The following is a 23465-nucleotide window of genomic DNA, read 5'->3' as shown; positions in this document are numbered from 1 at the left end:
ACGGGCGCGAGCGCCCGCATAGGGCAGTCCTATTTCTGCCAGCTCTTCACCAGTTCGTCGTAGTTGATGGTGATCGGCTTGTCCTTCTCCTTCTCGAGCTTCAGCTGAGGCGCCAGATTGCCGCCCTTGACCGCGTCGGCGTTCCAGTAAGCAAGGTCATGCTCTTCGGCCATCTTCGGTCCGATGTCGCCCTGGACACCGGATTTCTCGATACGTGCCATGACTTTTTCCTGATCGGCGCAGAGCGAGTCCATGGCTTCCTGCGGTGTTTTGGCACCAGACGATGCGTCACCGATGTTCTGCCACCAGAGCTGAGCCAGCTTCGGATAGTCCGGCACGTTGGTACCGGTCGGCGTCCACTGCACACGGGCCGGCGAGCGATAGAACTCGATCAGACCGCCGAGCTTCGGCGCACGTTCGGTGAAGCTCTTGTCATGGATGGTGGAGTCGCGAATGAAGGTCAGGCCAACCTGGCTCTTCTTCACATCGACGGTCTTCGAGGTGACGAACTGGGCATAAAGCCAGGCGGCCTTGGCGCGGTCGGTCGGCGTCGACTTCATCAGCGTCCAGGAACCGACGTCCTGATAGCCGAGCTTCATGCCGTCCTTCCAGTAGGAGCCGTGCGGAGACGGCGCCATGCGCCACTTCGGCGTGCCGTCCTCGTTCATGACCGGCAGGCCGGGTTTGACCATGTCGGCGGTGAAGGCGGTGTACCAGAAGATCTGCTGGGCGACATTGCCTTGCGACGGCACGGGGCCGGATTCGGAGAAGGTCATGCCCTGGGCTTCCGGCGGCGCATAGGCTTTCAGCCAATCAAGATACTTCTGGATGGCATAGACCGATGCTGGTCCATTGGTGTCGCCGCCGCGCGCGGTGCACGAGCCGACAGGCCGCGAATTCGCATCGACCTTAATGCCCCATTCGTCGACCGGCACACCGTTCGGCAGGCCCTTGTCGCCATTGCCGGCCATCGACAGCCAGGCGTCCGTGAACCGCCAGCCGAGCGACGGGTCCTTCTTGCCGTAGTCCATGTGGCCATAGACCTTCTTGCCGTTGACGTCGCGGCCAGTGAAGAATTCGGCGATATCCTCATAAGCCGACCAGTTGACCGGCACGCCGAGATCATAGCCGTACTTGGCCTTGAAGTCGGCCTTGTTCTTCTCATCGTTGAACCAGTCGTAACGGAACCAGTAGAGGTTCGCGAACTGCTGGTCGGGCAGTTGGTAGAGTTTCTTGTCCGGCGCGGTGGTGAACTTCGTGCCGATGAAGTCGTCGACGTCGAGCATCGGATCGGTGACGTCCTTGCCTTCGCCCGCCATCCAGTCGGTCAGGTTGCGCACCTGCTGGTAACGCCAGTGGGTGCCGATCAGATCGGAATCGTTGACCCAGCCGTCATAGATGTTCTGGCCGGTCTGCATCTGGGTCTGGATCTTCTCGACGACGTCGCCTTCCTGGATGACGTCATGCGTGACCTTGATGCCGGTGATGGCGGTAAAGGCCGGTGCCAGCACCTGAGACTCGTACTGGTGGGTGGTCAAGGTTTCAGACACGACTTTGATTTCCATGCCGGCGAATGGCTTGGCCGCGTCGATGAACCACTGCATTTGCTTTTCCTGGTCGGCGCGGGAAAGCGTCGACACGCCGCCTATCTCTTTGTCCAAAAAGGCTTTTGCCTCATCCATCCCGGCATAGGCATTGCCGACGCCGAGCAACAGGACAAGGGCCGTTGTTGATGTTAAAAATTGCCGTCGCATGTGTTTCCTCCACTGTTTCAGGTTTGAAGTGCGATCTGGTGCGGTCGCCGGCATGCGGCCGCTCCAACAGTATCCCCCTCTATACGTAGCGGAACACGCCGATGGCGTAGACCACGGAGAGAGCGAGAGCCCACCACAGGTTGGATCCAACGAGACCCAGCCAAGCGAGATGAATAAAGGCGCTGCCAAGCAGCGACAGGAAAAGACGATCGCCGCGCGTCGTCTCGAAGCGCAGGATGCCGACGCGCGGATTGCCGCCCGGCGAGGCGTATTCCCAGGCCGCCATGCCGCACAGCAACAGCAGAACAGTCGCGAAGAAGGCCGCCGTCGGCCACGTCCACGCCATCCAGGAGAGATCTAGGTTCATGATCATACCCTCCCCAGGGCAAAGCCCTTGGCGATATAATTTCGCACGAACCAGATGACGAGCGCGCCGGGGATCAGCGTCAGCACGCCGGCGGCGGCGAGCAGGCCCCAATCCATGCCTGCGGCCGAAACGGTGCGCGTCATGGTGGCGGCGATCGGCTTGGCGTCGGTTGTGGTCAGCGTGCGTGCGATCAGCAATTCGACCCACGAGAACATGAAGCAGAAGAAGCAGGCGACACCGATGCCGCTCGCGATCAGCGGCATGAAGATTTTTACGAAGAAGCGCGGGAAGGAATAGCCGTCGATATAGGCGGTCTCGTCGATTTCCTTCGGCACGCCCGACATGAAGCCCTCGAGAATCCACACCGCCAGCGGAACGTTGAACAGGCAATGCGCCAGCGCCACCGCGATATGCGTGTCGATAAGCCCGAAGGCCGAGTAGAGTTGGAAGAACGGCAGCGCGAACACCGCTGGCGGCGCCATGCGGTTGGTCAGCAGCCAGAAGAACAGATGCTTGTCGCCAAGGAAGCGGTAGCGCGAGAAGGCATAGGCCGCCGGCAGCGCCACCGATACCGAAATCACCATGTTCATGACCACATAGGTGATCGAGTTGATGTAGCCGGAGTACCAGGCCTTCTCGGTGAAGATGGTGACGTAGTTGGCGATTGTCGGCGCGTGCGGGTAGAGCGTCATCGAGTTGACGATCTCGGCATTGGTCTTGAAGCTCATATTGATGAGCCAGTAAATCGGCAGCAAAAGTACGATGATGTAGAGCGTCGGCACGATCCACCACCAGCGCGATTCCTCGCCGCGCCGGCGCATGCGCCTGTCGAGATCGCTCTGCGACAGCGTACCGGCGAGACCTCCCGAAGCAGTCCCGTTCATCGCATTGCGCTCGGTTCGTTCATTGGCGCCAGCCATTTCAGCGCTCCGCGTCGTAATTGGTCATCACGGTGTAGAACACCCATGACAACAACAGGATGATGAGGAAGTAGACCAGCGACATGGCGGCCGCCGGGCCAAGGTCGAACTGGCCGAGCGCCGTCTTGACGAGGTCGATCGACAGGAAGGTCGTCGAGTTGCCCGGCCCGCCGCCGGTGACGACGAACGGTTCGGTGTAGATCATGAAACTGTCCATGAAGCGCAGCAGCACGGCGATCAAAAGCACGCGCTGCATCTTCGGCAGCTGGATGTAGCGGAACACCGCCCAGCGCGAGGCCCCGTCGATCTTGGCCGCCTGGTAGAAGGCATCGGGGATCGAGACCAGTCCGGCGTAGCAGAGCAGCACGACGAGGCTGGTCCAGTGCCAGACATCCATGACGATGATCGTCACCCAGGCATCGAACGGATCCTGCACGTAATTGTAGTCGATGCCGATCGCGTTGAGGTAATAGCCCAACAGTCCGATGTCGTTGCGTCCGAACACCTGCCAGATGGTGCCGACGACGTTCCACGGGATCAGCAGTGGCAGCGACATCAGCACCAGGCAGACCGGCACGCCCCAGCCCTTCTTCGGCATGTTGAGCGCGATGAAGATGCCGAGCGGCACCTCGATCGCCAGGATGATGAAGGAAAAGATCAGGTTGCGGACCATCGCTTCCCAGAAGCGGCTGGACGACAGCAGTTCCTCGAACCATTCGGTGCCGGCCCAGGTGAAGACATTGTTGCCGAATGTGTCCTGCACCGAATAGTTGACGACCGTCATCAGCGGGACGACGGCGGTGAAGGCTACCAGCACCAGCACCGGCAGCACGAGGAACCAGGCCTTGTTGTTCCAGGTCTTGTCCATCTATGCCCCCATCTCGACACGCCAGGAATCGGCATAGATGTTGATGCCGGCCGGATCGAACCGCACCTTCGGTTCGGCTGGCACGGTCTCGTCCTCACCGATGACGGCAGCGATGTCCCTGCCTTCCAGCTTGGCGCGCACCACCTTGTGGCGCCCGACATCCTCGACCTTGCTGATCGAAACGGCCATGCCGTCGCGGCCGAGCCGCACATATTCGGGGCGGATGCCAAGTTCGATGGCGCCGCTGTCGGCCTTCGGCGCGCCCGGCAGTTCGATCCGCTGCGACCCGAGCGTCGCCGTCCTGCCGTCGATCGCCACCGGCATGACGTTCATGCCGGGCGAGCCGATGAAATAGCCGACAAAAGTGTGGCGCGGCCGTTCGAACAGTTCCGCCGGCGTGCCGATCTGGACGATGCCGCCATCATACATCACCACGACTTGGTCGGCGAAGGTCAGCGCCTCGGTCTGGTCATGGGTGACATAGACCATGGTGTAGCCGAAGCGGCGATGCAGCTGCTTCAATTGCGAGCGCAGCACCCACTTCATATGCGGGTCGATGACGGTCAACGGCTCGTCGAACAGGATGGCGTTGACGTCGGAGCGCACCAGGCCGCGGCCGAGCGAGATTTTCTGCTTCTGGTCGGCGGTCAGGCCCCTCGCCTTCTTCCTGGCCCAGGACGCCAGATCGATCATCTCCAGCGTCTCGCGCACCTTGCGGTCGACGTCGGCCTCCGGCACGCCGCGATTGCGCAGCGGAAAGGCCAGATTGTCGTAGACGGTCATGGTGTCGTAGATGACCGGAAACTGAAACACCTGCGCGATGTTGCGCTCCTGCGTCGACAGATTGGTCACGTCCCTGCCGTTGAACAGCAACTGGCCGTGCGAGGGATGCAGCAAGCCCGAAATGATGTTGAGCAGCGTGGTCTTGCCGCAGCCGGATGGGCCGAGAAGCGCATAGGCGCCGCCATCCTCGAATGTGTGGTGCACTTCCCTGAGCGCGAAATCGGCATCCTTCTGCGGGTTCGGCAGGTAGGAATGCCTGACATGGTTGACGTCGATGCGCGCCATATCGCCCTCCTCAAGCCGCCAGCTTCGGCGCGGTCACGGCGCGGCCGTGCTCGTCGAAGACCATGATGTGACGCGGATCGATGAACACCTCGACCACTTCGTCGGTCTCGAAATCCCGGATGCCGTGGGTCAGCATGACCCAGCGCACGTCGGCAAAATCGAGATGGATGAAGCTCTCCGACCCGGTGATTTCCGTGATGGTCACCTTGGCCCGCACTGGCACTGCGCTGGCATTGGGCCGTTCGAGCGAAAGATGGTGCGGCTGAAAACCGATCGTGTAATTGCCATCGGCAATGCCGACGAGTTCGGGCGGCACCGGCAGCTTCACCCCGCCTTCGAGCAGGAAGTCGGCGCCCTTCTTGGCCAGCACGATGGTGTTGAGCGGCGGATCGGCGAAGGTCCGAGCCGTCACCAGGTCGACCGGTTTGCGGAAGACGTCGATGGTCGGTCCGAACTGCGTGATGCGGCCTTCCGACAGCGTTGCCGTGTTGCCGCCGAGCAGCAGCGCCTCATGCGGCTCTGTCGTGGCGTAGACGAAGATTGTGCCGGCGGCGGCGAAGATCCTCGGCAGTTCGGCCCGCAGTTCCTCGCGCAATTTGTAGTCGAGATTGGCAAGCGGCTCGTCGAGCAGCACCAGGCTGGCATTCTTGACGATGGCGCGCGCCAGTGCGGTGCGCTGCTGCTGGCCTCCCGACAGGCTGAGCGGGGTGCGGTCGAGATAGGGCGTCAGCTTCAGCAGCGCCGCGGCCTCGCGCACCTGGCTGTCGATCTTGCCTTGCTCCGCGCCGGCCACCCGGAGCGGCGAGGCGATGTTCTCATAGACGGTCATCGCCGGATAGTTGATGAACTGCTGGTAGACCATGGCGATCTTGCGCTTCTGCACCGGCACGCCGGTGACATCCTGGCCGTCGAACCAGACCGAGCCGGAGGTCGGCACATCCAGGCCGGCCATCAGCCGCATCAGGCTGGTCTTGCCGGAAAGCGTCGGCCCGAGCAGCACGTTGAGCGAGCCGTGCTGAAGCGTCAGCGACACGTCGCGGATATGCTCGGCCGCACCGACCGTCTTGGTGACGTTTCTCAGTTCCAGCATGACGCCTCCTCCCAGGCTTTCCGCATCAGCTCAAACCCTCTTCATTCGGCAGCCGCGACATGCCGCCGGCTTATGCCGCGCATGAATTCATCGAGTGCCGCCACCTGCTCGCGGTTGAGATGCAGGCCGCGCTTTGTGCGACGCCACAGTACATCCTCTGATGTGACGGCCCACTCATTTTCAACGAGATAGCGCACTTCGGCCTCATAGAGATCGCCGCCGAAACTGCGGCCGAGCTCGGCATTCGACTTGGCAAGACCAAGCAGACGCTGGGCCCGCGTCCCGTAGAGCCGCGTCAACCGCCGGGCGAGGCGTGCATCGAGGAAAGGATAGGCTGTCTTCAGCTTCGCCACCTGCGCGTCGAACCCGGTCGCCGGGAAATCGCCGCCCGGCAACGGCGCGTCCGATGTCCACGGCTTGCCGCGCTTGCCGAGAAAACCCTCGATCTTTTCCAGCATCGATTCCGACAGCCGGCGATAGGTGGTGATCTTGCCGCCGAAAGCATTGACGATCGGGGCTGCACCCTCACCGCCATCGGCCTTGAGCACGTAGTCGCGTGTCGCTTCCTGCGCCTTGGAGGCGCCGTCATCGTAGAGCGGACGGACAGCCGAATAGGTCCAGACGATGTCCGAACGCTTGACGGATTGCGCGAAATACTCGCTGGCCGCGGCGCAGAGATAATCGATCTCGGTGTCGCTGATCTTCACATCGTGCGGATCGCCGGGATAATCCCGGTCGGTGGTGCCGATCAGCGTGAACTCGTCCTCGTAGGGGATGGCGAAAATGATGCGACCATCCTTGTTCTGGAAGAAATAGGCGCGCGGATCGTCGAACTTCTTGGCGATGACGATATGGCTGCCCTGCACCAGGCGGACATTGTGCACGTCGTTCTGGCCGACGACGCCGGAAAGCACATGATCGACCCAAGGTCCGGCGGCATTGACCAGCAGCCGCGCCTTGATCTCTTCCGTTTCTCCGCTCCGCAGGTTCTCGATCTTGATTGTCCAAAGGCCGTTTTCGCGGCGCGCGCCGACCACCTTCGTGCGGGTCCGGATCGTTGCACCACGATCGGCGGCATCGCGTGCGTTGAGCGCCACCAACCGCGCATCGTTGACCCAGCCGTCAGAATATTCGAACGCCTTTTTGAACAACGGCTTCAAAGGCTTGCCAGCCGGATCGCTCGCCATGTCGAGCGTCCTGGTCGCCGGCAGCAATTTTCGTCCGCCAATGTGGTCGTAGAGGAACAGGCCGAGCCGGATCAGCCAGGCCGGACGCAGCCCCTTGGCATAGGGCAGCACGAAGCGCATCGGCCAGATGATGTGCGGCGCGTTCTTCCACAGAACCTCGCGCTCCATCAGCGCCTCGCGCACCAGGCGGAACTCGTAGAATTCGAGATAGCGCAGGCCGCCATGGATCAGCTTGGTGGAACCGGAGGAGGTTCCGCTGGCGAGGTCGTTCATCTCGGCGAGAAAAACCGAAAACCCGCGCCCAACGGCATCGCGGGCTATGCCGCAGCCGTTGATACCGCCACCTATGACGAAAATGTCCCGGACTGAAGACGTGTCCACTTAACTCCTCCACGATTTCGCATTGCACCATTTTTGGTCTTTTGCGAAACCGTGACGGAATTATTTCGAACTCATAACGAATGTCAAACGAAATATATAACAAACCCGTGAGACGATCGGGAAAGGGCCTCACCCCAGCGACGTCTCGATCAGCTGAACCTCGGCCTCCTGGCAGATCTTGCGCACCGAGGGGATGTCGCAGCGGTCGGTGATGAAGGTGTTGACCTGCGACAGGTGACCGATGCGCACCGGCGCCGTGCGCTCGAACTTGGTCTGGTCGGAGACCAGAATCACATGCCTGGCATTGGCGATGATCGCCTGCGCCACCTTCACCTCGCGAAAATCGAAGTCGAGCAAGGCGCCGTCATGGTCGATGGCCGAGGCGCCGATAACGGCGTAGTCGACCTTGAACTGCCTGATGAAATCGACCGCTGCCTCGCCGACGACGCCGCCATCCGACCCGCGCACCACCCCGCCGGCAATCACCACCTCGATCGAAGGATATATACGCATCCTATTGGCAACATTGATATTATTGGTGATCACCATCAGGCCGTTATGGTCGAGCAACGCCTTGCTGACCGCCTCCGTCGTGGTGCCGATATTGATGAACAGCGAGGCGTTGTCGGGGATCAACCTTGCCGCCGCGCGGCCGATGGCTTCCTTCTCGTCCGCGGCGATCTTGCGCCTCGCCTCATACTCCATGTTCTCGATACCGGACGGGAACAATGCGCCGCCATGAATGCGGGAAAGCAGGCGCTGGTCACAGAGATCATTGAGATCCTTGCGAATGGTCTGCGGCGTCACGTTGAAACGCGTGGCCAGATCGTCGACCAGCACGCGGCCATGGTCCTTGGCCATCTGGATGATCTCGGCATGGCGTGGCGACAGATACATGGGCGGCCTCCCGTTTTCGTTTTTCTTGTCTATAGCCGAAAACGAAAGCAATGAAAAGGCATAAGCCGGCTAAGGGAAATCACCTGATTGCAAAGGCAAACTCCAGCGCAATCCTACATGGGCCTGTCAGACCAGGCCGCGCGCGATTTCGGTGATGACGGCAAAAGCCGCATCGACATCGCTAGCGGTCGCCTCGAACTGGCCGACCTGGAAGCGGATTGCCACCTGCCCGTCGACCCTCGTCTGCGTCAGGTAGATGCGGCCATCGTCGTTGATCGCATTGACCAACCGCAGATTGTGCGCGTCGGCATCGGCGCTTGAGGGCGCCCTGTGCCGGAACGAAAACAGCGACAGCATCGGTTCGCTGACGATCTCGAAATCCGACTCCCTTGCCAGCCGCCCGGCAAGGCCCTCGCTCCAGTTCACATGGTTGCGGATCATGGCGCGCAGGTTTTCCAGCCCGTGGGCGCGCAGCAGGAACCACAGTTTCAGGGCTCGGAAGCGCCGGCCGAGCGGCACCGACCATTCGGAATAGTTGATGATGCCGTCATGACCGTCGGTTTTCAGATAGTCCGGCTTGATGGCCAGCGTCCTGACATGGCTTTCGGGGTCGCGCAGGAACTGGATCGAGCAGTCGAACTGTGCGCCCAGCCATTTGTGCGGATTGAAGACGATCGAATCGGCGCCTTCGATACCGGTCCAGAAATGCCTGTACTCGGGGCAGATCATCGCCGATCCGGCCAGGCCGCATCGACATGAAGATACAGTCCATGCCGCTTGGCGACCGCGGCGACCGCCGCAATGTCGTCCGTGCCGCCGGTGCTGGTGCCGCCGGCGCAAGCGATGACGCCCGCCGGCAGCAGGCCGGCTTTCCGGTCGGCCGCGATGACCGCCTCCAGGGCGGCGATATCCATCGCACGAAAGCGGCCCGAGACCGGAATGCGCACCAGATTGTCCTCGCCGATGCCCGACACCCAGATCGCCCTGTCGATCGACGTGTGCACCTGATCCGAGGAATAGATGCGCAACTGGCCCTGCCCGGCCAATCCCTTTTTGTTGCCTTGCCAATCCAGCGCCCGTTCGCGCATGGTCAGCACGGCATTGAGTGTCGCCGACGAAGCCGAATCCTGGATGACGCCGGAAAACCCCTCGGGAAGGCCAAGTGCCTGGCGCATCCAGTCGACGGTGCGGGTCTCGAGTTCGGTCGCCGCCGGCGAGGTCTGCCAAAGCATGCACTGCGCGGCCATTGCGGAGACGAGATACTCAGCCACCACCGAAACCGGCGCCGCATTGGCCGGGAAATAGGCGAAGAAGCGCGGGTGCTGCCAATGCGTCATGCCCGGCACGATCTTCTCTTCGAAGTCGGCGAAGATCCTGTCCATCGGTTCGGCGTTTTCCGGCGGCGAGGCCTCAATGCTCCTGAAAATGTCACCCGGTTCGACCAGCGGCCGCACCGGCCGCTCGCGCAGTGAATTGCGATAGTCGGCGCCCCAGTCGGCGGCGCGCCGCGACCACTGCCGGAACTCGTCATTGTTCATCCTGTCCTCCCGACACGAATTCAATGCCGGCACGCTTCGCCCGGCTCTCAAATTCCATCAATAATTAACATGTGAAATAGATGCAAGCGCTGGCGCTACGGCAAGCGCCCTAAAGCGCATCGCTTGATAGGATCCAAGCGATGAGCTTTAGATCCATTGCGCATGTCGTTCCCCCTAAACCGGGGCCACTTTTTGGGCGGCATGCATCACCCCGGAAAATCCGGCAGGCTGGCAAAAGCGCTCTTCAGCGCATTCGACCAGCCGTCGGAGATGGTGCGGTAATACTGATCGTCCTGAGCGATCCGCTTCTTCAGGCCGACCTTGAAGGCGTCCTTCTCCAGGAACAGCAGGTCGAGCGGCAAGCCGACCGACAGGTTGGACTTGAGTGTCGAATCGAACGACACCAGCAGCAGCTTCACCGTCTCGGCCAGGCTCATCGTCCGCTCATAGGCGCGGATGATAATCGGCTTGCCGTATTTGGTCTCGCCGATCTGGAAGAACGGCGTGTCGTCGGTCGATTCGATGAAATTGCCCTCGGGATAGATCATGAACAGCCGCGGCGGACTGCCCAAGATCTGCCCGCCGAGGATGAAGGAGGCGTTGAAATAGGAATCGGCCTTCTCGCCGGCGGGAGACGATTGCGCGATCACTTCTTTCACCGTGTCGCCCACCAATCGCACCGTCTGGTACATGGATGGTGTCTCGAGCAATTTCTCGTGGCGGTCGGTCACCGCCTTGGTGCGTTCGTCGAGCAGGCTGACCACGGCCTGCGTCGTCGCCAGATTGCCGGCCGACATCAGGACGATGACGCGCTCACCCGGCTGTTCCCAGACATGCATCTTCTTGAAGGTCGAGATCGAATCCATGCCGGCATTGGTGCGCGTGTCCGACATGAACACGAGCCCGCGATCGATCTTCAGGCCGACGCAATAGGTCATGGAATCTCTTCTGGCACTAATCCTTGCGGGATTACTGCTCTACCGTGACGGTGACCGCAAGCCGTTCTTCCGCCTGTCCCAGTCGAATTCCCGACACCGGCGAGGCGTCGCGGTAGTCGCGGCCGGTCGCCACCTTCACATAACGCTCGTCGGGAGAAATACCATTGGCTGGGTCGAAGGCAACCCAGCCGAGACCCGGAACATGCGCTTCAGCCCAGGCATGGCTTGCCGCCTGCTCGACAGCATCCATCATCAGATAGCCGGAGACGTAGCGCGACGGAAATCCCATGGCGCGCGCGGCGGCGGCAAAGATATGGCTATGGTCCTGGCAAACCCCGGTCTTCAGCGCCAACGCCGCTTCGGCCGGTGTGGTCGCATTGGTTGTGCCTGGCGTGTAGGCGACGCGCTCGCCGATCATGGCCATCAGCCGGTGCAGCCGTTCGATGTCGGTGCCCGTGCCGACCGCTTCGGCCAGCTTGCGGATGCCGCCGCCGATGGTGGTCAAGGGCGTTTCCTGCGCGAACAGCCACAGCGGCGCAAAGCCCTGATGCGACCCGCAAACGCCTGACGTGTCGCGCGTCGCCACCTCGCCGGACGCCTCGACCGTGATGAAATCTCGGTCACCCTCGACACTCAACAGCCTTGTGTCGTTGCCGTAGTGATCGGTAAACCGCACTTCCTCGCGCGCGCCTTCGACCTTCAGCGCCCAGGACAGCACCGTCTGTGTCTGTCCGCTGACCGGAAGCAGCCGCAGCCGCTGCAGCAGATATTGCACCGGCGCGTCGTAGCGGTATTCGGTCCGGTGGGTGATCTTGAGCCGCACGAGGTCCTCAATAAAACCGGTAATCCTGCGCGATCTCGTCGCCGAGCCGGGTGTTGTCGCGAATGAACCCGGCGAGGAACTCGTGCAGACCCGCGTCGAATATATCCTTGATCGACCCGGCCCTCAGCATGGCTTGCGTTTTTTCCGCCGTCGCGTGGCAGGCGTGGCGCTCGCCGTAATCGTCGCTCAGGAACTTCAGATGTTCGGACAGGAAGCGGTAGCAGAAGGTCAATGAACGCGGCATGCGGACGTTGAGGATCAGGTAGTCGGCGATGTTGGTCGGCTTGTAGTCCGCATCATAGACCCAACGGTAGGAGCGGTGCGCCGACACCGAGCGCAGGATCGATTCCCATTGATAGTTGTCGAGCGTCGAACCAACCCAGGAGATCGACGGCAGCAGCACGTAATATTTCACGTCGAGGATGCGCGCCGTGTTGTCGGCGCGCTCGACATAGGTGCCGAGCTGCGAGAAGTCGAAAATCTCGTTGCGCAGCATGGTGCCGTAGAACGAGCCGCGGATCAGCGCCGTCTCGCGCTTGATGGCGTCGAGGACGTTTGGCAGGTCGCGCTCGTCGATTGGCCTCGCCAGCATCCGCTTCAGCGACATCCAGGCTTCGTTGATGCTTTCCCAGGTCTCGCGCGTCAGCGCGGTGCGCACCATGCGGGCATTGTTGCGGGCCGTCTCGATCGACGACATGGTGCTCGACGGGTTCGAGGTGTCGCGCAAAAGGAAATCAGCGACATCGGCGGCCGTATAGTCCGAATACTTCTGCTTGAAGGCCACGTCGGAGCCGGCGCTGAGCAGCACCGAATTCCATTCCTCCGACGCGCTTTGCGTGCGGGTCAGCGCCATGCGCAGGCCGGCATCGACCAGCCGCGCCATGTTTTCGGCCCGCTCGATATAGCGGTTCATCCAGTAGAGCCCGTTGGCGGTGCGGCCGAGAAGCATAGGAAGGCCCTTTGGGCTAGTGAGTAGGGAATGGTGAGTAGTCAGTAGTAAATAGTTGAATTTCAATGGAATATGGCATGCGCTTCTCCTCTACTGCTGACTACTCACTACCGACTATTCCCTACTCACTCATCTCATCTCAATCATCCAACACCCAGGTATCTTTCGTTCCGCCGCCCTGCGACGAGTTCACGACCAGAGAGCCCTCCTTCAACGCCACGCGCGTCAGGCCGCCGGGCACGATCTGGATGCGGTCGGAAACCAGCACGTAGGGCCTGAGGTCGACGTGGCGCGGCGCCAGTCCCTTGTCGGTCAGGATCGGGCAGGTCGACAGCGCCAGCGTCGGTTGGGCGATATAGTTGGAAGGCTTCGCCGCCAGTTTCTTGGCGAAGGCTTCGCACTCTTTCTTGGTCGCCGCCGGTCCGACGAGCATGCCGTAGCCGCCGGAGCCGTGTACTTCCTTGATCACCAGTTCGTGGATGTGCTCGAGCACATATTTCAGGCTGTCCGCCTCCGAACAGCGCCAGGTCGGGATGTTGCCGAGGATCGCCTTGCGGCCGGTATAGAATTCGACGATCTCGGGCATGTAGGAATAGATCGCCTTGTCGTCGGCGATACCGGTTCCCGGTGCGTTGGCGATGGTGATGTTGCCGGCGCGATAGACATCCATGATGCCGGGTATGCCGAGGGCCGAATCCGGCCGGAAGGTCAGCGGGTCCAGGAAGGAATCGTCGACGCGGCGGTAGAGCACGTCGATTTGCTTGTAGCCCTCGGTCGTGCGCATCGCCACATGGCCGTCGACGACGCGCAGATCCTGGCCCTCGACCAGTTGCACGCCCATCTGGTCGGCAAGGAAGGCATGTTCGAAATAGGCGGAATTGAAGCTGCCGGGCGTCAGCACGGCGATGGTCGGCGCGCCCTTGGTGCTTTGCGGCCGAACCGCCGCCAGCGACTGGCGCAGCAGCTGCGGGTAGTTCTCCACCGGCCGCACCTTGATCTTCTGGAACAGCTCGGGGAACAGCTGCATCATCGTCTCGCGGTTCTCCAGCATGTAGGAGACACCGGACGGGGTGCGGGCATTGTCCTCCAGCACGTAGAACTCGTCCTCGCTGATGCGCACGATATCGACGCCGATGATGTGGGTGTAGACGCCGGCCGGCGGCCGCACCCCGATCATCTCCCGCAGGAACGCCTCGTTCTTGGCGATCAGGTCCCTGGGAACGCGGCCTGCACGCAGGATCTCCTGGCGATGGTAAATGTCGTCGAGGAAGGCGTTCAGCGCCTGCACGCGCTGCTCGATGCCTTGCGTCAGGCGCCGCCACTCATTGCCTGAAATGATGCGCGGAACGATGTCGAAGGGGATCAGCCGCTCGGAGGCTTCCTGCTCGCCATAGACGGCGAAGGTGATGCCGGTCTTGCGGAAGACGCGTTCGGCGTCCTGCATCTTCTCGGTAAGTCTGGCTGGATCCTGTTCCTTCAGCCAGCGATCATAAGCCGAATACGGTCTTCTCAATCCGGAAACTTCCGGAAGCATTTCATCGAACGCTGCCAATCGCATACTCCCCTGTGACGCCATTTCACTGGCGTCGCCGAAGAAAATCAAGCGCAATCGGTGATTTGGGAGATGCGGACGATCAGTATGTTGCGGCTGCCTAAAATTGAGGCAGTCGAAATACGACCTTGATCAGGCTTTGCCTCGTGCCCGGGCAAATGCCTTCCCGGCTAGAAGGCGCGGAAGGTGACGACCGTGAACGTGTCCTTGATGCCGGGGAGAATCTGCACCTTCTCGTTGACGAAATGGCCGACATCTTCCTCGTCATCGACATAGAATTTGGCGAGCAGGTCGTAATTGCCGGCGGTGGAATAGATTTCCGAAGCGATCTCGGCATCGGCAAGCGCGCTGGCAACCTCATAGGATTTGCCCAACTCGCATTTGATCTGCACGAAAAACGCCTTCATGGCTTCGTCCCGCTAAACGTCCAAGTCCAAGCGGCCCTTCTGGCAGACTGGAGGCGGCCTTTCAAGCACTGGAATCCGCACTTGGCCGGCACGGACCCTGGCCACGGCCTCGCGTAGCCCGGCAACCGGCAGGACATTCCGGTGGCGAATATTCGCAATCGGTGAAACCGGGATGCACCGCCGAGCGTATGTTATCGTGCGTCATCGGACATTATTTTTGAGGGACCATTCCGAGGGACAACGGAGACAGGCCATGCGCCGCGCTTTTTTCGCATTCGCAGTCATTCCATTCCTCTTCACATCCTCGGCCTTTGCCGGCGATGCCGAAATCAAGGCAGGCCAGGTCGTCATCGACGGTCAGTTGAAGGCGTTGCTGGCCGATGACGGCGCCAAGGCCTACAGCTTCGCCGCCCCGAATGTGAAGCAGGTGTTCCCGACCGTCGACGCCTTCATGAACATGGTGACCAATGGCTACCCGCCGGTGCGCAGGCCACAGTCCTATGCCTTCGGCAAGGTCGAGCAGACGGGTCCGGGCTCGATTATCCAGCAGGTGCTGATCGTCGGCCCCGACGGCAAGGATTATGAGGCGGTCTATACGCTGCAGCAGCAACCCGACGGCACGTTCCAGATCACCGGCTGCAGCCTGCGCGCATCCAACTCGCTGAGCACGTGAGGACTTTCTTGTTCGAGCATTATCTTTTCCGAAAACCGGTCTCCACTTTTCGGGATCATGCTCTATAGGACGGGAATATCGCCCCTCGCCCAACCCTCTTTGATCTCGGCCCCACGCGCTTCGAAGCTGCCGGTCTCGATCGCGTCGCGAATGTCCTGCATCAGCTTCTGATAGTAGGACAGGTTGTTCCAGGTCAACAGCATGGCGCCCAGTGCCTCCTGGGAGCGCACCAGATGATGCAGATAGGCGCGCGAATAATCGCGCGCCGCGGGACAATCGCTTTCCTCGTCCAGCGGGCGCGGATCGTCGGCATGGCGGGCGTTGCGCAGATTGACCTTGCCTCGCCTGGTGTAGGCCAGGCCGTGCCGGCCGGCCCGCGTCGGCATCACGCAGTCGAACATATCGATGCCGCGCGCCACCGATTTCAGGATATCGTCTGGCGTGCCGACACCCATGAGATAGCGTGGCTTGTCCGCGGGCAGTTCGGGACAGGTGATGTCGAGCATTTCCAGCATCACCGCTTGCGGCTCGCCGACCGCCAGGCCGCCAACCGCATAACCCTTCAGCTCCATCGCGCTCAGCGCCTGCGCCGAGCGCGCCCGAAGTGCCGCATTGTCGCCGCCCTGCACTATGCCGAACATCGCCTTGCCCGGTTGGTCGCCGAACGCCGTCTTGCAGCGCTCGGCCCAGCGCAGCGACAATTCCATGGCGCGCTCGATCTCCTTCAGGTCGGCCGGCAGCGCCGTGCATTCGTCGAGCTGCATCTGGATGTCGGAATCGAGCAGGCCCTGGATCTCGATCGAACGCTCCGGCGACATTTCATAGGGCGCGCCATCGATATGCGAGCGGAACGTGACGCCCTTTTCGGTCAGTTTCCTGAGCTTCGACAACGACATCACCTGGAAGCCGCCGCTGTCGGTCAGGATCGGATGCGGCCAGCGCGCGAATTCATGCAATCCGCCAAGCCGCGCGACACGCTCGGCGCCGGGCCGCAGCATCAGGTGATAGGTGTTGCCCAGGATGATGTCGGCGCCGACGCCGCGCACCTGGTCCATATACATGGTCTTGACGGTGCCGCCGGTGCCGACCGGCATGAAGGCAGGCGTGCGGATTTCGCCGCGCGGCATGGCGATGACACCGCGCCGGGCCTTGCCGTCGGTGGCAAGGACCTTGAAGCTGAACGGCTTAGCCATTGAATTCCTTGTCGTGGATCGGCGCGTCAGGCGCCTGTCTGCCGAGCGACTGGCGGTATTGGATGCAGCCGCGCATGAATTTGGGCCAGGGCGGCACCGCGATCGACGGCTCGGTCTTTTCCGGCAGCAGATCCCACAGATCGGGGTGATGCCAGCAGAGATCATGGCCTGACGTGTCGCGATGAGCGCGAATGCCGGCGCGCAGTTTCTTCACCTCGGCGATCAGGGCATCGCGACCGAGGGTTTCCAGGTCATCATCCATCGCTCGTCTCCGCTCGATACAGCAGGCTTGCGTCACCATAGGAGTAGAACCTGTAGCGGTTGGCAATCGCATGCGCATAGGCCGCGCGCATCGTGTCGAGGCCGCTGAAGGCCGAAACCAGCATGAACAGCGTCGAGCGCGGCAGATGGAAATTGGTCATCAGCATGTCCGCGGTGCGAAAGCGGTAGCCGGGCGTGATGAAGATATCCGTCGGCCCGGACCACGCGGGCACCGTCCCGTCTTCGCGCGCCGCGCTCTCCAGCAGGCGCAGCGAGGTCGTGCCGACCGCGACGATGCGCCCGCCTCTTGCCTTGGCCGCGTTCAGCGCATCGGCGGTTGCCGCGCTGACTGAGCCGATCTCGGCATGCATCTTGTGGTCGGCGGTGTCGTCTGCCTTGACCGGCAGGAACGTGCCCGCACCAACGTGGAGAGTGACGAAGTGGCGCTCGACCCCTTTGGCGTCGAGAGCCGCAAACAGCTCCGGTGTGAAATGCAGGCCCGCCGTGGGCGCCGCGACAGCGCCTTCCTCCCGAGCATAGATTGTCTGGTAGTCGGCCCGGTCGCGCTCGTCGTCGTCGCGTTTGGAAGCGATATAGGGCGGCAGCGGAATGTGGCCGACGGCGTGCAGCGCCTCGTCGAGGAACGGCCCCGACAGGTCGAAGCCAAGCAAGGCTTCGCCGCCCTCGCCCTTCTCTATCACCGTGGCATCGAGTTGGCCGAGGAAGCAGGAATTGCCGTCATGGCCGAAATGGATGCGGTCGCCGGCGGCAATGCGCTTGCCCGGCCGCATGAAGGCGAGCCAGCGATCCGGCGCCACGCGCATATGCAGCGTGGCCTCGACCTGCGCCTGGGCTTCGCCGCGGCGCCTTATGCCTTTGAGCTGCGCCGGAATGACCTTGGTATCGTTGAACACCAGCACGTCGCCGGCCCTGAGCAGGGATGGCAGGTCGCTGACTGTGCGGTCGCCGAGCGCCTCGCCCGGTTTGACCACCAGCATCTTGGCGCTGTCGCGCGGCTCCGCCGGGCGAAGCGCGATCCGCTCCTCCGGCAGGTCGAAGTCGAAGAGATCGACGCGCATCAGTAGAGCCGGACTAGCAGCGCTCCGACCAGCAGCAGCACCGCGCCGGCGACGCGGCCGAGCGAGATTTCACGCACCGCGACACCTAGGAAGCCGATGCGGTCGATGAGCATGCCGGCGAGCAGCTGGCCGGCCACCAGGAACGCCATCAGGGCGGCGGCGCCGATGCGCGGCGTCAGGATTGTGGAGAGCGTGACATAGAAGCCGCCGAGCATGCCGCCGGCGACGAAAAGCCAGGGTGCCGGCGCCTTCCATTCGAGCGAAATGCCTTGCAGCTTCACCACCGTGGCCGCGATGATGCCGAGCACGATGGCGCCCGACAGGAACGAAAACGCTGCCGCCGCGACCGGGAGACCCAGGCCGCGCGCAAGCTGCGAATTGATCGGTGCCTGAATGGCAATGAAGGCGCCGGACAGGATGCCGAGAAGCGACCAGACGACGCCCATCATTGTCGTTTCGCCTTACTTGACGTCGGCCGCGACCTTCAGCGTCACGATCTTGTCGGGATCGACCACCGGTTCGCCGCGCTTGATCTTGTCGACATTGTCCATGCCTTCGATGACCTGACCCCAGACCGTGTACTGGCGGTTGAGGAAGGCGGCATCGTCGAAGCAGATGAAGAACTGCGAATTGGCCGAGTTCGGATTTTGTGAACGGGCCATCGAGCAGGTGCCGCGGCCATGGTTGGCGTTGGAGAACTCAGCCTTAAGGTCCGGCTTGTCCGAGCCGCCCATGCCCGCGCGCGACGGCGCGAAGGTGGGTTTCGAGGAATTGCCGAACTTCACGTCGCCGGTCTGCGCCATGAAGCCGTCGATGACGCGGTGGAAGACCACGCCGTCATAGGCGCCTTCCCTGGCCAGTTCCTTGATGCGGGCGACATGGCCGGGGGCCAGATCGGGGAAAAGTTCGATCACGACCTTACCCTTGGTCGTTTCCATGATGAGCGCGTTCTCGCGGTCCTTGATTTCGGCCATGTCAGATATCCTTTTGAGAAAACAGAAATTACTTGTCGGCGGCGATGCGCACCTTGATCATCCGGTCGGGGTCGGAGACCGTACCATTGTCCGCCTCGTCACCCTTCTTGATGTGGTCCACCAGCTCCATGCCGCCGACGACATTGCCGACGATGGTGTACTGGCCGTCGAGCGGCGGCGCCGGCGCGAACATGATGAAGAATTGCGAATTGGCGGAGTTCGGATCTTGCGAGCGGGCCATGCCGACCACGCCGCGCTTATAGTGCTCGGTCTGCGAGAATTCGGCCGGCAGGTCAGGCAGGTCCGAACCGCCGGTGCCGACGGCCTGGGAGTTGAATCCCTTCTTCATGTTGCCGAACTTGACGTCGCCGGTCTGCGCCATGAAGCCGTCGATGACGCGGTGGAAAGCGACATTGTCATAGGCATGGTCACGCACGAGCTTCTTGATCTGCGCGACATGCTTGGGCGCCAGATCGGGCCGCAACGCGATGGTCACGTCGCCGTCCTTCAGCGTGATGATCATGGTGTTTTCGGGATCGGCGGCATAGGCCGAGACCGAGGCGGTCACAAGACCGGCAAGCACGACGAGGAACGAGGCGAGCCTTTTGAGCTGCATGAGGATTTTCTCCGGGCTTATTTCGCGAATTTTGCGGTGAGCGCGCCAGCAACAGCCGCCGGCACGAAGGCGCGGATGTCGCCGCCCATCGAGGCTATCTGGCGCACAAGTGTGGCGGTAATGGTGCGCACGGACGGGCTGGCGGGCAGAAAGACCGTCTGCAGCTCGGGCGCCATGGTTTCGTTCATGCCGGCCATCTGCATTTCGTAATCGAGATCGGTGCCGTCGCGCAGGCCGCGGATCATGATCGAGGCGCCCTGCTTCCTGGCGGCATCGATCACCAGCCCGTCGAAGGCAACGACCTTGATGCGAGCGCCGTCGCGGCCGAATTCGGCCTTCGTGGCGGCTTCGATGAGTTGCACCCGCTCCTCGAAGGAAAACAACGGCTTCTTGCCCGGATGAATGCCGATCGCGGCATAGACGATGTCGGCCACCGCCAGCGACGCTTTCAGCACATCGAGATGGCCGTTGGTCAGCGGGTCGAAGGAGCCGGCGTAAAGGGCGATGCGTTCAGTCATGGCAGGTGCTTCTAGCGAGCCTCTCTCGCAAAGGCAAATCCGATCGGCGCGCGAGCCCATGAACCTTTTCCGGCACATGAACGACAGATGAACACGCTGATCACGAAGCCTTCACGCAGCGTTCACTAGGTTGCACCTTAATAAGATGAAACCAAAATCCCATCTATCCGTTGTAAGGCGCAGGAGAACACGCAAATGCTGATCTACATGCTCGCCACCGCAATGACAGTCGCCATGCTGATCGCCACCGTATTCGGGCTGCATCAGGAGGCGCAACGCATTCGCGTCAAGGCAACCACCAAGCGCTTCGAAGGTTTCGGCCCCCGCAAGCCGTATCGTCACTACTAAGCCGTCTGGACTTGCTGCCGCGCCGGCCGTTGGGCCGGCGTTGCTATGTCAAAAGCAGGCCCAGGATTTACTCGCCGCTGTTCGGACCGGCATCAGCCTCTGGAGCAGACCCAGCGCCGCCCTCGATGATCTCTTCGCTTTCCTCGTCCGATTGCGGCTCGGAAATCCGCTCGACCGAAACCACCTTCTCACCCTCGGCGGTATTGAAGATGGTCACGCCCTTGGTGGCGCGGCTGGCGAAACGGATGCCATTGACCGGCACCCGGATAACCGTGCCGCCATCCGACACCAGCATGATCTGATCATCGTTGCCGACCGGGAAGGTCGCCACCAGCCGGCCGATTTCAGCCGTCTTCGACACGTCGGTGGCGCGGATGCCCTTGCCGCCGCGGCCAGTCAGGCGGAAATCGTAGGACGACGAACGCTTGCCGTAGCCATATTCGGTCACCGTCAGCACATACTGCTCATGCGCCTTGAGGAACTCATAGCGTTCGTCTGAAAGCTCGGCCTCCTCGCCGATCTCCTCATTGGTCAGCGCAATCTCTTCCTCCTCGCCGCTGGCGCCAGCGGCAAGGCGGCGCTCGGCCGCTGCGCGCTTGAGATATGCGGCACGCTCTGCCGGCGACGCGTCCACATTCTCGATCACCGACATCGAGATGATGCGGTCCGTCTCGGCCATGGTGATGCCGCGCACGCCGACCGAGTTGCGGCTCTGGAAGACGCGCACGTCGCCGACGGAGAAGCGGATGCACTGGCCGGAACTGGCGGTCAAAAGCACGTCGTCATTGTCGGTGCAGGTTTCGACGCCGAGTATCTCGTCGCCCTCCTCCTCCAGCTTCATGGCGATCTTGCCGTTGCGGTTGACCTGCACGAAATCGGACAGCTTGTTGCGGCGCACGGTGCCGCGCGTGGTGGCGAACATCACGTCGAGTTCGCCCCAGCTGGTCTCGTCCTCGGGCAGCGGCATGATGGTGGTGATGCGCTCGCCCTGCTCGAGCGGCAGCATGTTGATCAGTGCCTTGCCGCGTGACTGCGGGTTGCCGATCGGCAGCCGCCAGACCTTTTCCTTGTAGACGATGCCGCGTGAAGAGAAGAACAGCACCGGCGTGTGCGTGTTGGCCACGAACAGCCGGGTGACGAAATCCTCTTCCTTGGTCGACATGCCCGAGCGGCCCTTGCCGCCGCGGCGCTGCGCCCGGTAGAGCGAAAGCGGCACGCGCTTGATGTAGCCGGAATGGCTCACCGTCACGACCATGTCCTCGCGCTGGATCAGGTCCTCGTCTTCCATGTCCGCGCCGCCGTCGGTGAGTTCGGTGCGGCGTGGCGTGCCGAACTCGTCGCGCACGGCCGCAAGCTCGTCCTTGACGATCTGCTGGACACGCGCCCGGGACGACAAAATGTCCAGATAATCAACGATTTCGGCGCCGATCGTGTTCAACTCGTCGGCGATCTCGTCGCGGCCGAGCGCGGTCAGCCGCTGCAGGCGCAGTTCGAGGATGGCGCGGGCCTGTTCCTCGGACAGATTGTAGGTGCCGTCCTCGTTGATGCGATGGCGCGGATCGTCGATCAAAAGGATCAGCGACTCGACATCACCCGCGGGCCAACGCCGTTCCATCAACTGCTCGCGCGCCGTCTGCGGGTCCGGCGCGGTGCGGATCAGCTTGATGACCTCGTCGATATTGGCGACGGCGATGGCAAGGCCGACCAACACATGGGCGCGGTCGCGCGCCTTGCGCAGCAAGAATTTCGTCCGTCTTGTGATGACCTCTTCGCGGAAGGAGACGAACGCCTTCAGCATGTCGGTCAGCGTCAGCAGTTCTGGCTTGCCGCCATTCAGCGCCACCATATTGGCGCCGAACGAGGTCTGCAGCGGCGTGAAGCGGTAAAGCTGGTTGAGGATGACGTCGGCGACGGCGTCGCGCTTCAGCTCGATGACGACGCGATAACCCTGGCGGTCGCTTTCATCGCGGATGTCGGAAATGCCTTCGATGCGCTTGTCGCGCACCAGCTCGGCCATCTTCTCGATCATCGAGGCCTTGTTCACCTGGTAGGGAACCTCGGTGATGATGATCGATTCACGGTCATTGCCGCGCTGTTCGATGTTGACCTTGCCGCGCATGACGATCGAGCCACGGCCCGTCGAATAGGCGCTGTAGATGCCGGAGCGGCCAAGCACGATGCCGCCGGTCGGGAAATCGGGCCCAGGAATGATCTCCATCAGCGCCGGCAGGTCGATCGCCGGATTGTCGATGATGGCGATGGCACCGTTGCAGACTTCGCCCAGATTGTGCGGCGGGATGTTGGTGGCCATGCCGACGGCGATGCCGCCGGAGCCGTTGACCAGCAGATTGGGAAAGCGCGCCGGCAGAACCTTCGGTTCGGTGTCCGAGGCATCATAAGTCTCCTGGAAATCGACGGTGTCCTTGTCGATGTCCTCCAGCAGCTCATGCGCGACCTTGGTCAGCCGCGATTCGGTGTAGCGCATCGCCGCCGGCGGGTCGCCGTCGATCGAGCCGAAATTGCCCTGCCCGTCGATCAGCGGCACGCGCAGCGACCAGTCCTGCGCCATGCGCACCAAGGCGTCATAGATCGAGGCGTCGCCATGCGGATGGTATTTACCCATCACGTCGGCGACCGGGCGGGCCGACTTCACATATTTGCGGTTCCAGTGGTAGCCGCTCTCATGCGCCGCATAGAGAATGCGGCGATGCACGGGCTTCAGGCCGTCGCGCACATCCGGCAGCGCACGGCTGACGATCACGCTCATGGCGTAAGAAAGATAGGAGCTCTGCATCTCCTCGATGATGGAGATCGGCTCGATGCCGGTGGGGCCGCCGTCGGCGCCGCGCGGTGTCTTTTGGTCGGTCAAATCGGATCACAATCTAATCAGGAATCACTGACCGCTTATATAGGAAGCAAGGCCGAAACTCCAATGTTCGCGGCACTTTTCCAGTGTCATTTTTGGTGGTAATTTCAAAAGGATACCGCTGATTGCGACGATATGGCCATGACGCTTTTCGCCGCCACAAGGCAAAAGCCGGCAATGGACCAACTTTCCCAAGCG

Annotated in this window: 23 protein-coding genes and 1 pseudogene; 2 read left to right on the top strand and 22 right to left on the bottom strand. The window is 61.9% G+C overall.

Translation table 11 applies throughout. From position 1 onward, the window contains the following. Positions 1–29 precede the first annotated feature (29 nt). The 14 genes and pseudogenes from CK226_RS29515 to CK226_RS29450 all read right to left on the bottom strand — a co-directional run bounded on the left by CK226_RS29515 (position 30) and on the right by CK226_RS29450 (position 14739). The gene (locus tag CK226_RS29515) at positions 30–1754 is read right to left on the bottom strand and encodes an ABC transporter substrate-binding protein (protein WP_095775404.1); all 1725 of its coding nucleotides are present in this window, start codon (positions 1752–1754) and stop codon (positions 30–32) included. Positions 1755–1833: 79 nt separating this feature from the next. Beyond that, positions 1834–2121, bottom strand: a complete 288-nt coding sequence (locus tag CK226_RS29510) for a DUF2160 domain-containing protein (protein ID WP_038652733.1) — start codon at positions 2119–2121, stop codon at positions 1834–1836. Between the two features lie 2 nt (positions 2122–2123). After that, positions 2124–3041 (bottom strand): carbohydrate ABC transporter permease, encoded by a 918-nt coding sequence (locus tag CK226_RS29505; RefSeq protein ID WP_095775403.1) that lies wholly within the window; start codon positions 3039–3041, stop codon positions 2124–2126. 1 nt (position 3042) lies between these two features. After that, positions 3043–3909: a sugar ABC transporter permease gene (locus CK226_RS29500; protein ID WP_013895315.1), complete on the bottom strand. Its 867-nt coding sequence runs from the start codon at positions 3907–3909 to the stop codon at positions 3043–3045. Then, positions 3910–4977, bottom strand: coding sequence for an ABC transporter ATP-binding protein (locus CK226_RS29495; RefSeq protein WP_095775402.1), 1068 nt, complete (start codon positions 4975–4977; stop codon positions 3910–3912). It lies immediately after the preceding gene. Between the two features lie 10 nt (positions 4978–4987). Then, the gene (locus CK226_RS29490) at positions 4988–6067 is read right to left on the bottom strand and encodes an ABC transporter ATP-binding protein (RefSeq protein WP_095775401.1); all 1080 of its coding nucleotides are present in this window, start codon (positions 6065–6067) and stop codon (positions 4988–4990) included. Between the two features lie 41 nt (positions 6068–6108). Continuing rightward, a complete protein-coding gene (gene glpD, locus CK226_RS29485) occupies positions 6109–7635 on the bottom strand; it encodes a glycerol-3-phosphate dehydrogenase (protein WP_095793728.1) in 1527 nt (508 codons plus the stop codon). Between the two features lie 129 nt (positions 7636–7764). After that, positions 7765–8532 carry a DeoR/GlpR family DNA-binding transcription regulator gene (locus CK226_RS29480; RefSeq protein WP_095775440.1) on the bottom strand — a complete coding sequence of 256 codons (768 nt, stop codon included), beginning with the start codon at positions 8530–8532 and terminating at the stop codon, positions 7765–7767. Between the two features lie 126 nt (positions 8533–8658). Further along, a pseudogene (locus tag CK226_RS29475) lies at positions 8659–10070 on the bottom strand (aspartate aminotransferase family protein). A gap of 206 nt (positions 10071–10276) precedes the next feature. Continuing rightward, complete coding sequence (locus CK226_RS29470) at positions 10277–11008, bottom strand: peptidase (protein ID WP_010909605.1); 732 nt, start codon at positions 11006–11008, stop codon at positions 10277–10279. A 31-nt stretch (positions 11009–11039) separates the two neighbouring features. Continuing rightward, positions 11040–11831: a transglutaminase family protein gene (locus tag CK226_RS29465; RefSeq protein ID WP_095793727.1), complete on the bottom strand. Its 792-nt coding sequence runs from the start codon at positions 11829–11831 to the stop codon at positions 11040–11042. A 7-nt stretch (positions 11832–11838) separates the two neighbouring features. Beyond that, a complete protein-coding gene (locus CK226_RS29460; RefSeq protein WP_095775397.1) occupies positions 11839–12780 on the bottom strand; it encodes an alpha-E domain-containing protein in 942 nt (313 codons plus the stop codon). A 139-nt stretch (positions 12781–12919) separates the two neighbouring features. Continuing rightward, positions 12920–14332, bottom strand: coding sequence for a circularly permuted type 2 ATP-grasp protein (locus CK226_RS29455; RefSeq protein WP_179301152.1), 1413 nt, complete (start codon positions 14330–14332; stop codon positions 12920–12922). A gap of 170 nt (positions 14333–14502) precedes the next feature. Then, positions 14503–14739 (bottom strand): Lrp/AsnC family transcriptional regulator, encoded by a 237-nt coding sequence (locus tag CK226_RS29450; protein ID WP_010909609.1) that lies wholly within the window; start codon positions 14737–14739, stop codon positions 14503–14505. Positions 14740–14992: 253 nt separating this feature from the next. Between CK226_RS29450 and CK226_RS29445 the strand changes: the two genes are divergently transcribed. Beyond that, positions 14993–15412: a DUF4864 domain-containing protein gene (locus CK226_RS29445; RefSeq protein WP_095775396.1), complete on the top strand. Its 420-nt coding sequence runs from the start codon at positions 14993–14995 to the stop codon at positions 15410–15412. 62 nt (positions 15413–15474) lie between these two features. On the opposite strand, the gene tgt is transcribed toward CK226_RS29445, so the two are convergent. The 7 genes from tgt to coaD are packed head-to-tail and all read right to left on the bottom strand — an operon-like array spanning position 15475 to position 20053. Further along, positions 15475–16605 carry a tRNA guanosine(34) transglycosylase Tgt gene (gene tgt, locus CK226_RS29440; protein ID WP_095793725.1) on the bottom strand — a complete coding sequence of 377 codons (1131 nt, stop codon included), beginning with the start codon at positions 16603–16605 and terminating at the stop codon, positions 15475–15477. Further along, positions 16598–16867: a hypothetical protein gene (locus CK226_RS29435; protein WP_095793724.1), complete on the bottom strand. Its 270-nt coding sequence runs from the start codon at positions 16865–16867 to the stop codon at positions 16598–16600. The genes tgt and CK226_RS29435 overlap by 8 nt, the downstream gene beginning before the upstream one ends. After that, positions 16860–17945: a tRNA preQ1(34) S-adenosylmethionine ribosyltransferase-isomerase QueA gene (queA, locus tag CK226_RS29430; protein ID WP_095793723.1), complete on the bottom strand. Its 1086-nt coding sequence runs from the start codon at positions 17943–17945 to the stop codon at positions 16860–16862. Before queA ends, CK226_RS29435 begins: the two co-directional genes overlap by 8 nt. Then, complete coding sequence (locus CK226_RS29425; RefSeq protein WP_095775392.1) at positions 17945–18394, bottom strand: DMT family transporter; 450 nt, start codon at positions 18392–18394, stop codon at positions 17945–17947. Before CK226_RS29425 ends, queA begins: the two co-directional genes overlap by 1 nt. A gap of 12 nt (positions 18395–18406) precedes the next feature. Beyond that, entirely contained in the window at positions 18407–18919 is a 513-nt protein-coding gene (locus tag CK226_RS29420) for a peptidylprolyl isomerase (protein WP_095775391.1), read from the bottom strand. Positions 18920–18947: 28 nt separating this feature from the next. Then, the gene (locus tag CK226_RS29415) at positions 18948–19535 is read right to left on the bottom strand and encodes a peptidylprolyl isomerase (protein ID WP_095789706.1); all 588 of its coding nucleotides are present in this window, start codon (positions 19533–19535) and stop codon (positions 18948–18950) included. A gap of 17 nt (positions 19536–19552) precedes the next feature. Continuing rightward, a complete protein-coding gene (gene coaD / locus CK226_RS29410; protein ID WP_095775389.1) occupies positions 19553–20053 on the bottom strand; it encodes a pantetheine-phosphate adenylyltransferase in 501 nt (166 codons plus the stop codon). A 195-nt stretch (positions 20054–20248) separates the two neighbouring features. Here coaD and CK226_RS29405 point away from each other — a divergent pair, with 195 nt between their 5' ends. Continuing rightward, on the top strand, positions 20249–20401 hold the full coding sequence (locus CK226_RS29405; protein ID WP_019858284.1) for a hypothetical protein: 153 nt from the start codon (positions 20249–20251) through the stop codon (positions 20399–20401). A gap of 67 nt (positions 20402–20468) precedes the next feature. Here CK226_RS29405 and gyrA read toward each other — a convergent pair whose 3' ends face one another. Beyond that, positions 20469–23270 (bottom strand): DNA gyrase subunit A, encoded by a 2802-nt coding sequence (gene gyrA, locus CK226_RS29400; RefSeq protein ID WP_095793722.1) that lies wholly within the window; start codon positions 23268–23270, stop codon positions 20469–20471. Positions 23271–23465: the final 195 nt, after the last annotated feature.

The organism is Mesorhizobium sp. WSM4311 (genome assembly GCF_002295115.1).
In the GTDB taxonomy this organism is placed as follows: domain Bacteria; phylum Pseudomonadota; class Alphaproteobacteria; order Rhizobiales; family Rhizobiaceae; genus Mesorhizobium.
The sequence above is the reverse complement of the archived record's forward strand: the minus strand, read 5'-3'. Positions and strand labels throughout refer to the sequence as shown.

Coding starts and splice junctions, on each gene's coding strand:
- CK226_RS29510 (WP_038652733.1), bottom strand. CDS start 2,121: ATGAACCTAGATCTCTCCTGGATGGCGTGGACGTGGCCGACGGCGGCC.
- CK226_RS29490 (WP_095775401.1), bottom strand. CDS start 6,067: ATGCTGGAACTGAGAAACGTCACCAAGACGGTCGGTGCGGCCGAGCAT.
- CK226_RS29405 (WP_019858284.1), top strand. CDS start 20,249: ATGCTGATCTACATGCTCGCCACCGCAATGACAGTCGCCATGCTGATC.
- coaD (WP_095775389.1), bottom strand. CDS start 20,053: ATGACTGAACGCATCGCCCTTTACGCCGGCTCCTTCGACCCGCTGACC.
- CK226_RS29425 (WP_095775392.1), bottom strand. CDS start 18,394: ATGATGGGCGTCGTCTGGTCGCTTCTCGGCATCCTGTCCGGCGCCTTC.
- CK226_RS29445 (WP_095775396.1), top strand. CDS start 14,993: ATGCGCCGCGCTTTTTTCGCATTCGCAGTCATTCCATTCCTCTTCACA.
- CK226_RS29495 (WP_095775402.1), bottom strand. CDS start 4,977: ATGGCGCGCATCGACGTCAACCATGTCAGGCATTCCTACCTGCCGAAC.
- CK226_RS29500 (WP_013895315.1), bottom strand. CDS start 3,909: ATGGACAAGACCTGGAACAACAAGGCCTGGTTCCTCGTGCTGCCGGTG.
- CK226_RS29435 (WP_095793724.1), bottom strand. CDS start 16,867: ATGGATGATGACCTGGAAACCCTCGGTCGCGATGCCCTGATCGCCGAG.
- CK226_RS29515 (WP_095775404.1), bottom strand. CDS start 1,754: ATGCGACGGCAATTTTTAACATCAACAACGGCCCTTGTCCTGTTGCTC.
- CK226_RS29480 (WP_095775440.1), bottom strand. CDS start 8,532: ATGTATCTGTCGCCACGCCATGCCGAGATCATCCAGATGGCCAAGGAC.
- CK226_RS29415 (WP_095789706.1), bottom strand. CDS start 19,535: ATGCAGCTCAAAAGGCTCGCCTCGTTCCTCGTCGTGCTTGCCGGTCTT.
- CK226_RS29470 (WP_010909605.1), bottom strand. CDS start 11,008: ATGACCTATTGCGTCGGCCTGAAGATCGATCGCGGGCTCGTGTTCATG.
- tgt (WP_095793725.1), bottom strand. CDS start 16,605: ATGGCTAAGCCGTTCAGCTTCAAGGTCCTTGCCACCGACGGCAAGGCC.
- CK226_RS29450 (WP_010909609.1), bottom strand. CDS start 14,739: ATGAAGGCGTTTTTCGTGCAGATCAAATGCGAGTTGGGCAAATCCTAT.
- CK226_RS29505 (WP_095775403.1), bottom strand. CDS start 3,041: ATGGCTGGCGCCAATGAACGAACCGAGCGCAATGCGATGAACGGGACT.
- CK226_RS29420 (WP_095775391.1), bottom strand. CDS start 18,919: ATGGCCGAAATCAAGGACCGCGAGAACGCGCTCATCATGGAAACGACC.
- CK226_RS29460 (WP_095775397.1), bottom strand. CDS start 12,780: ATGCTTCTCGGCCGCACCGCCAACGGGCTCTACTGGATGAACCGCTAT.
- queA (WP_095793723.1), bottom strand. CDS start 17,945: ATGCGCGTCGATCTCTTCGACTTCGACCTGCCGGAGGAGCGGATCGCG.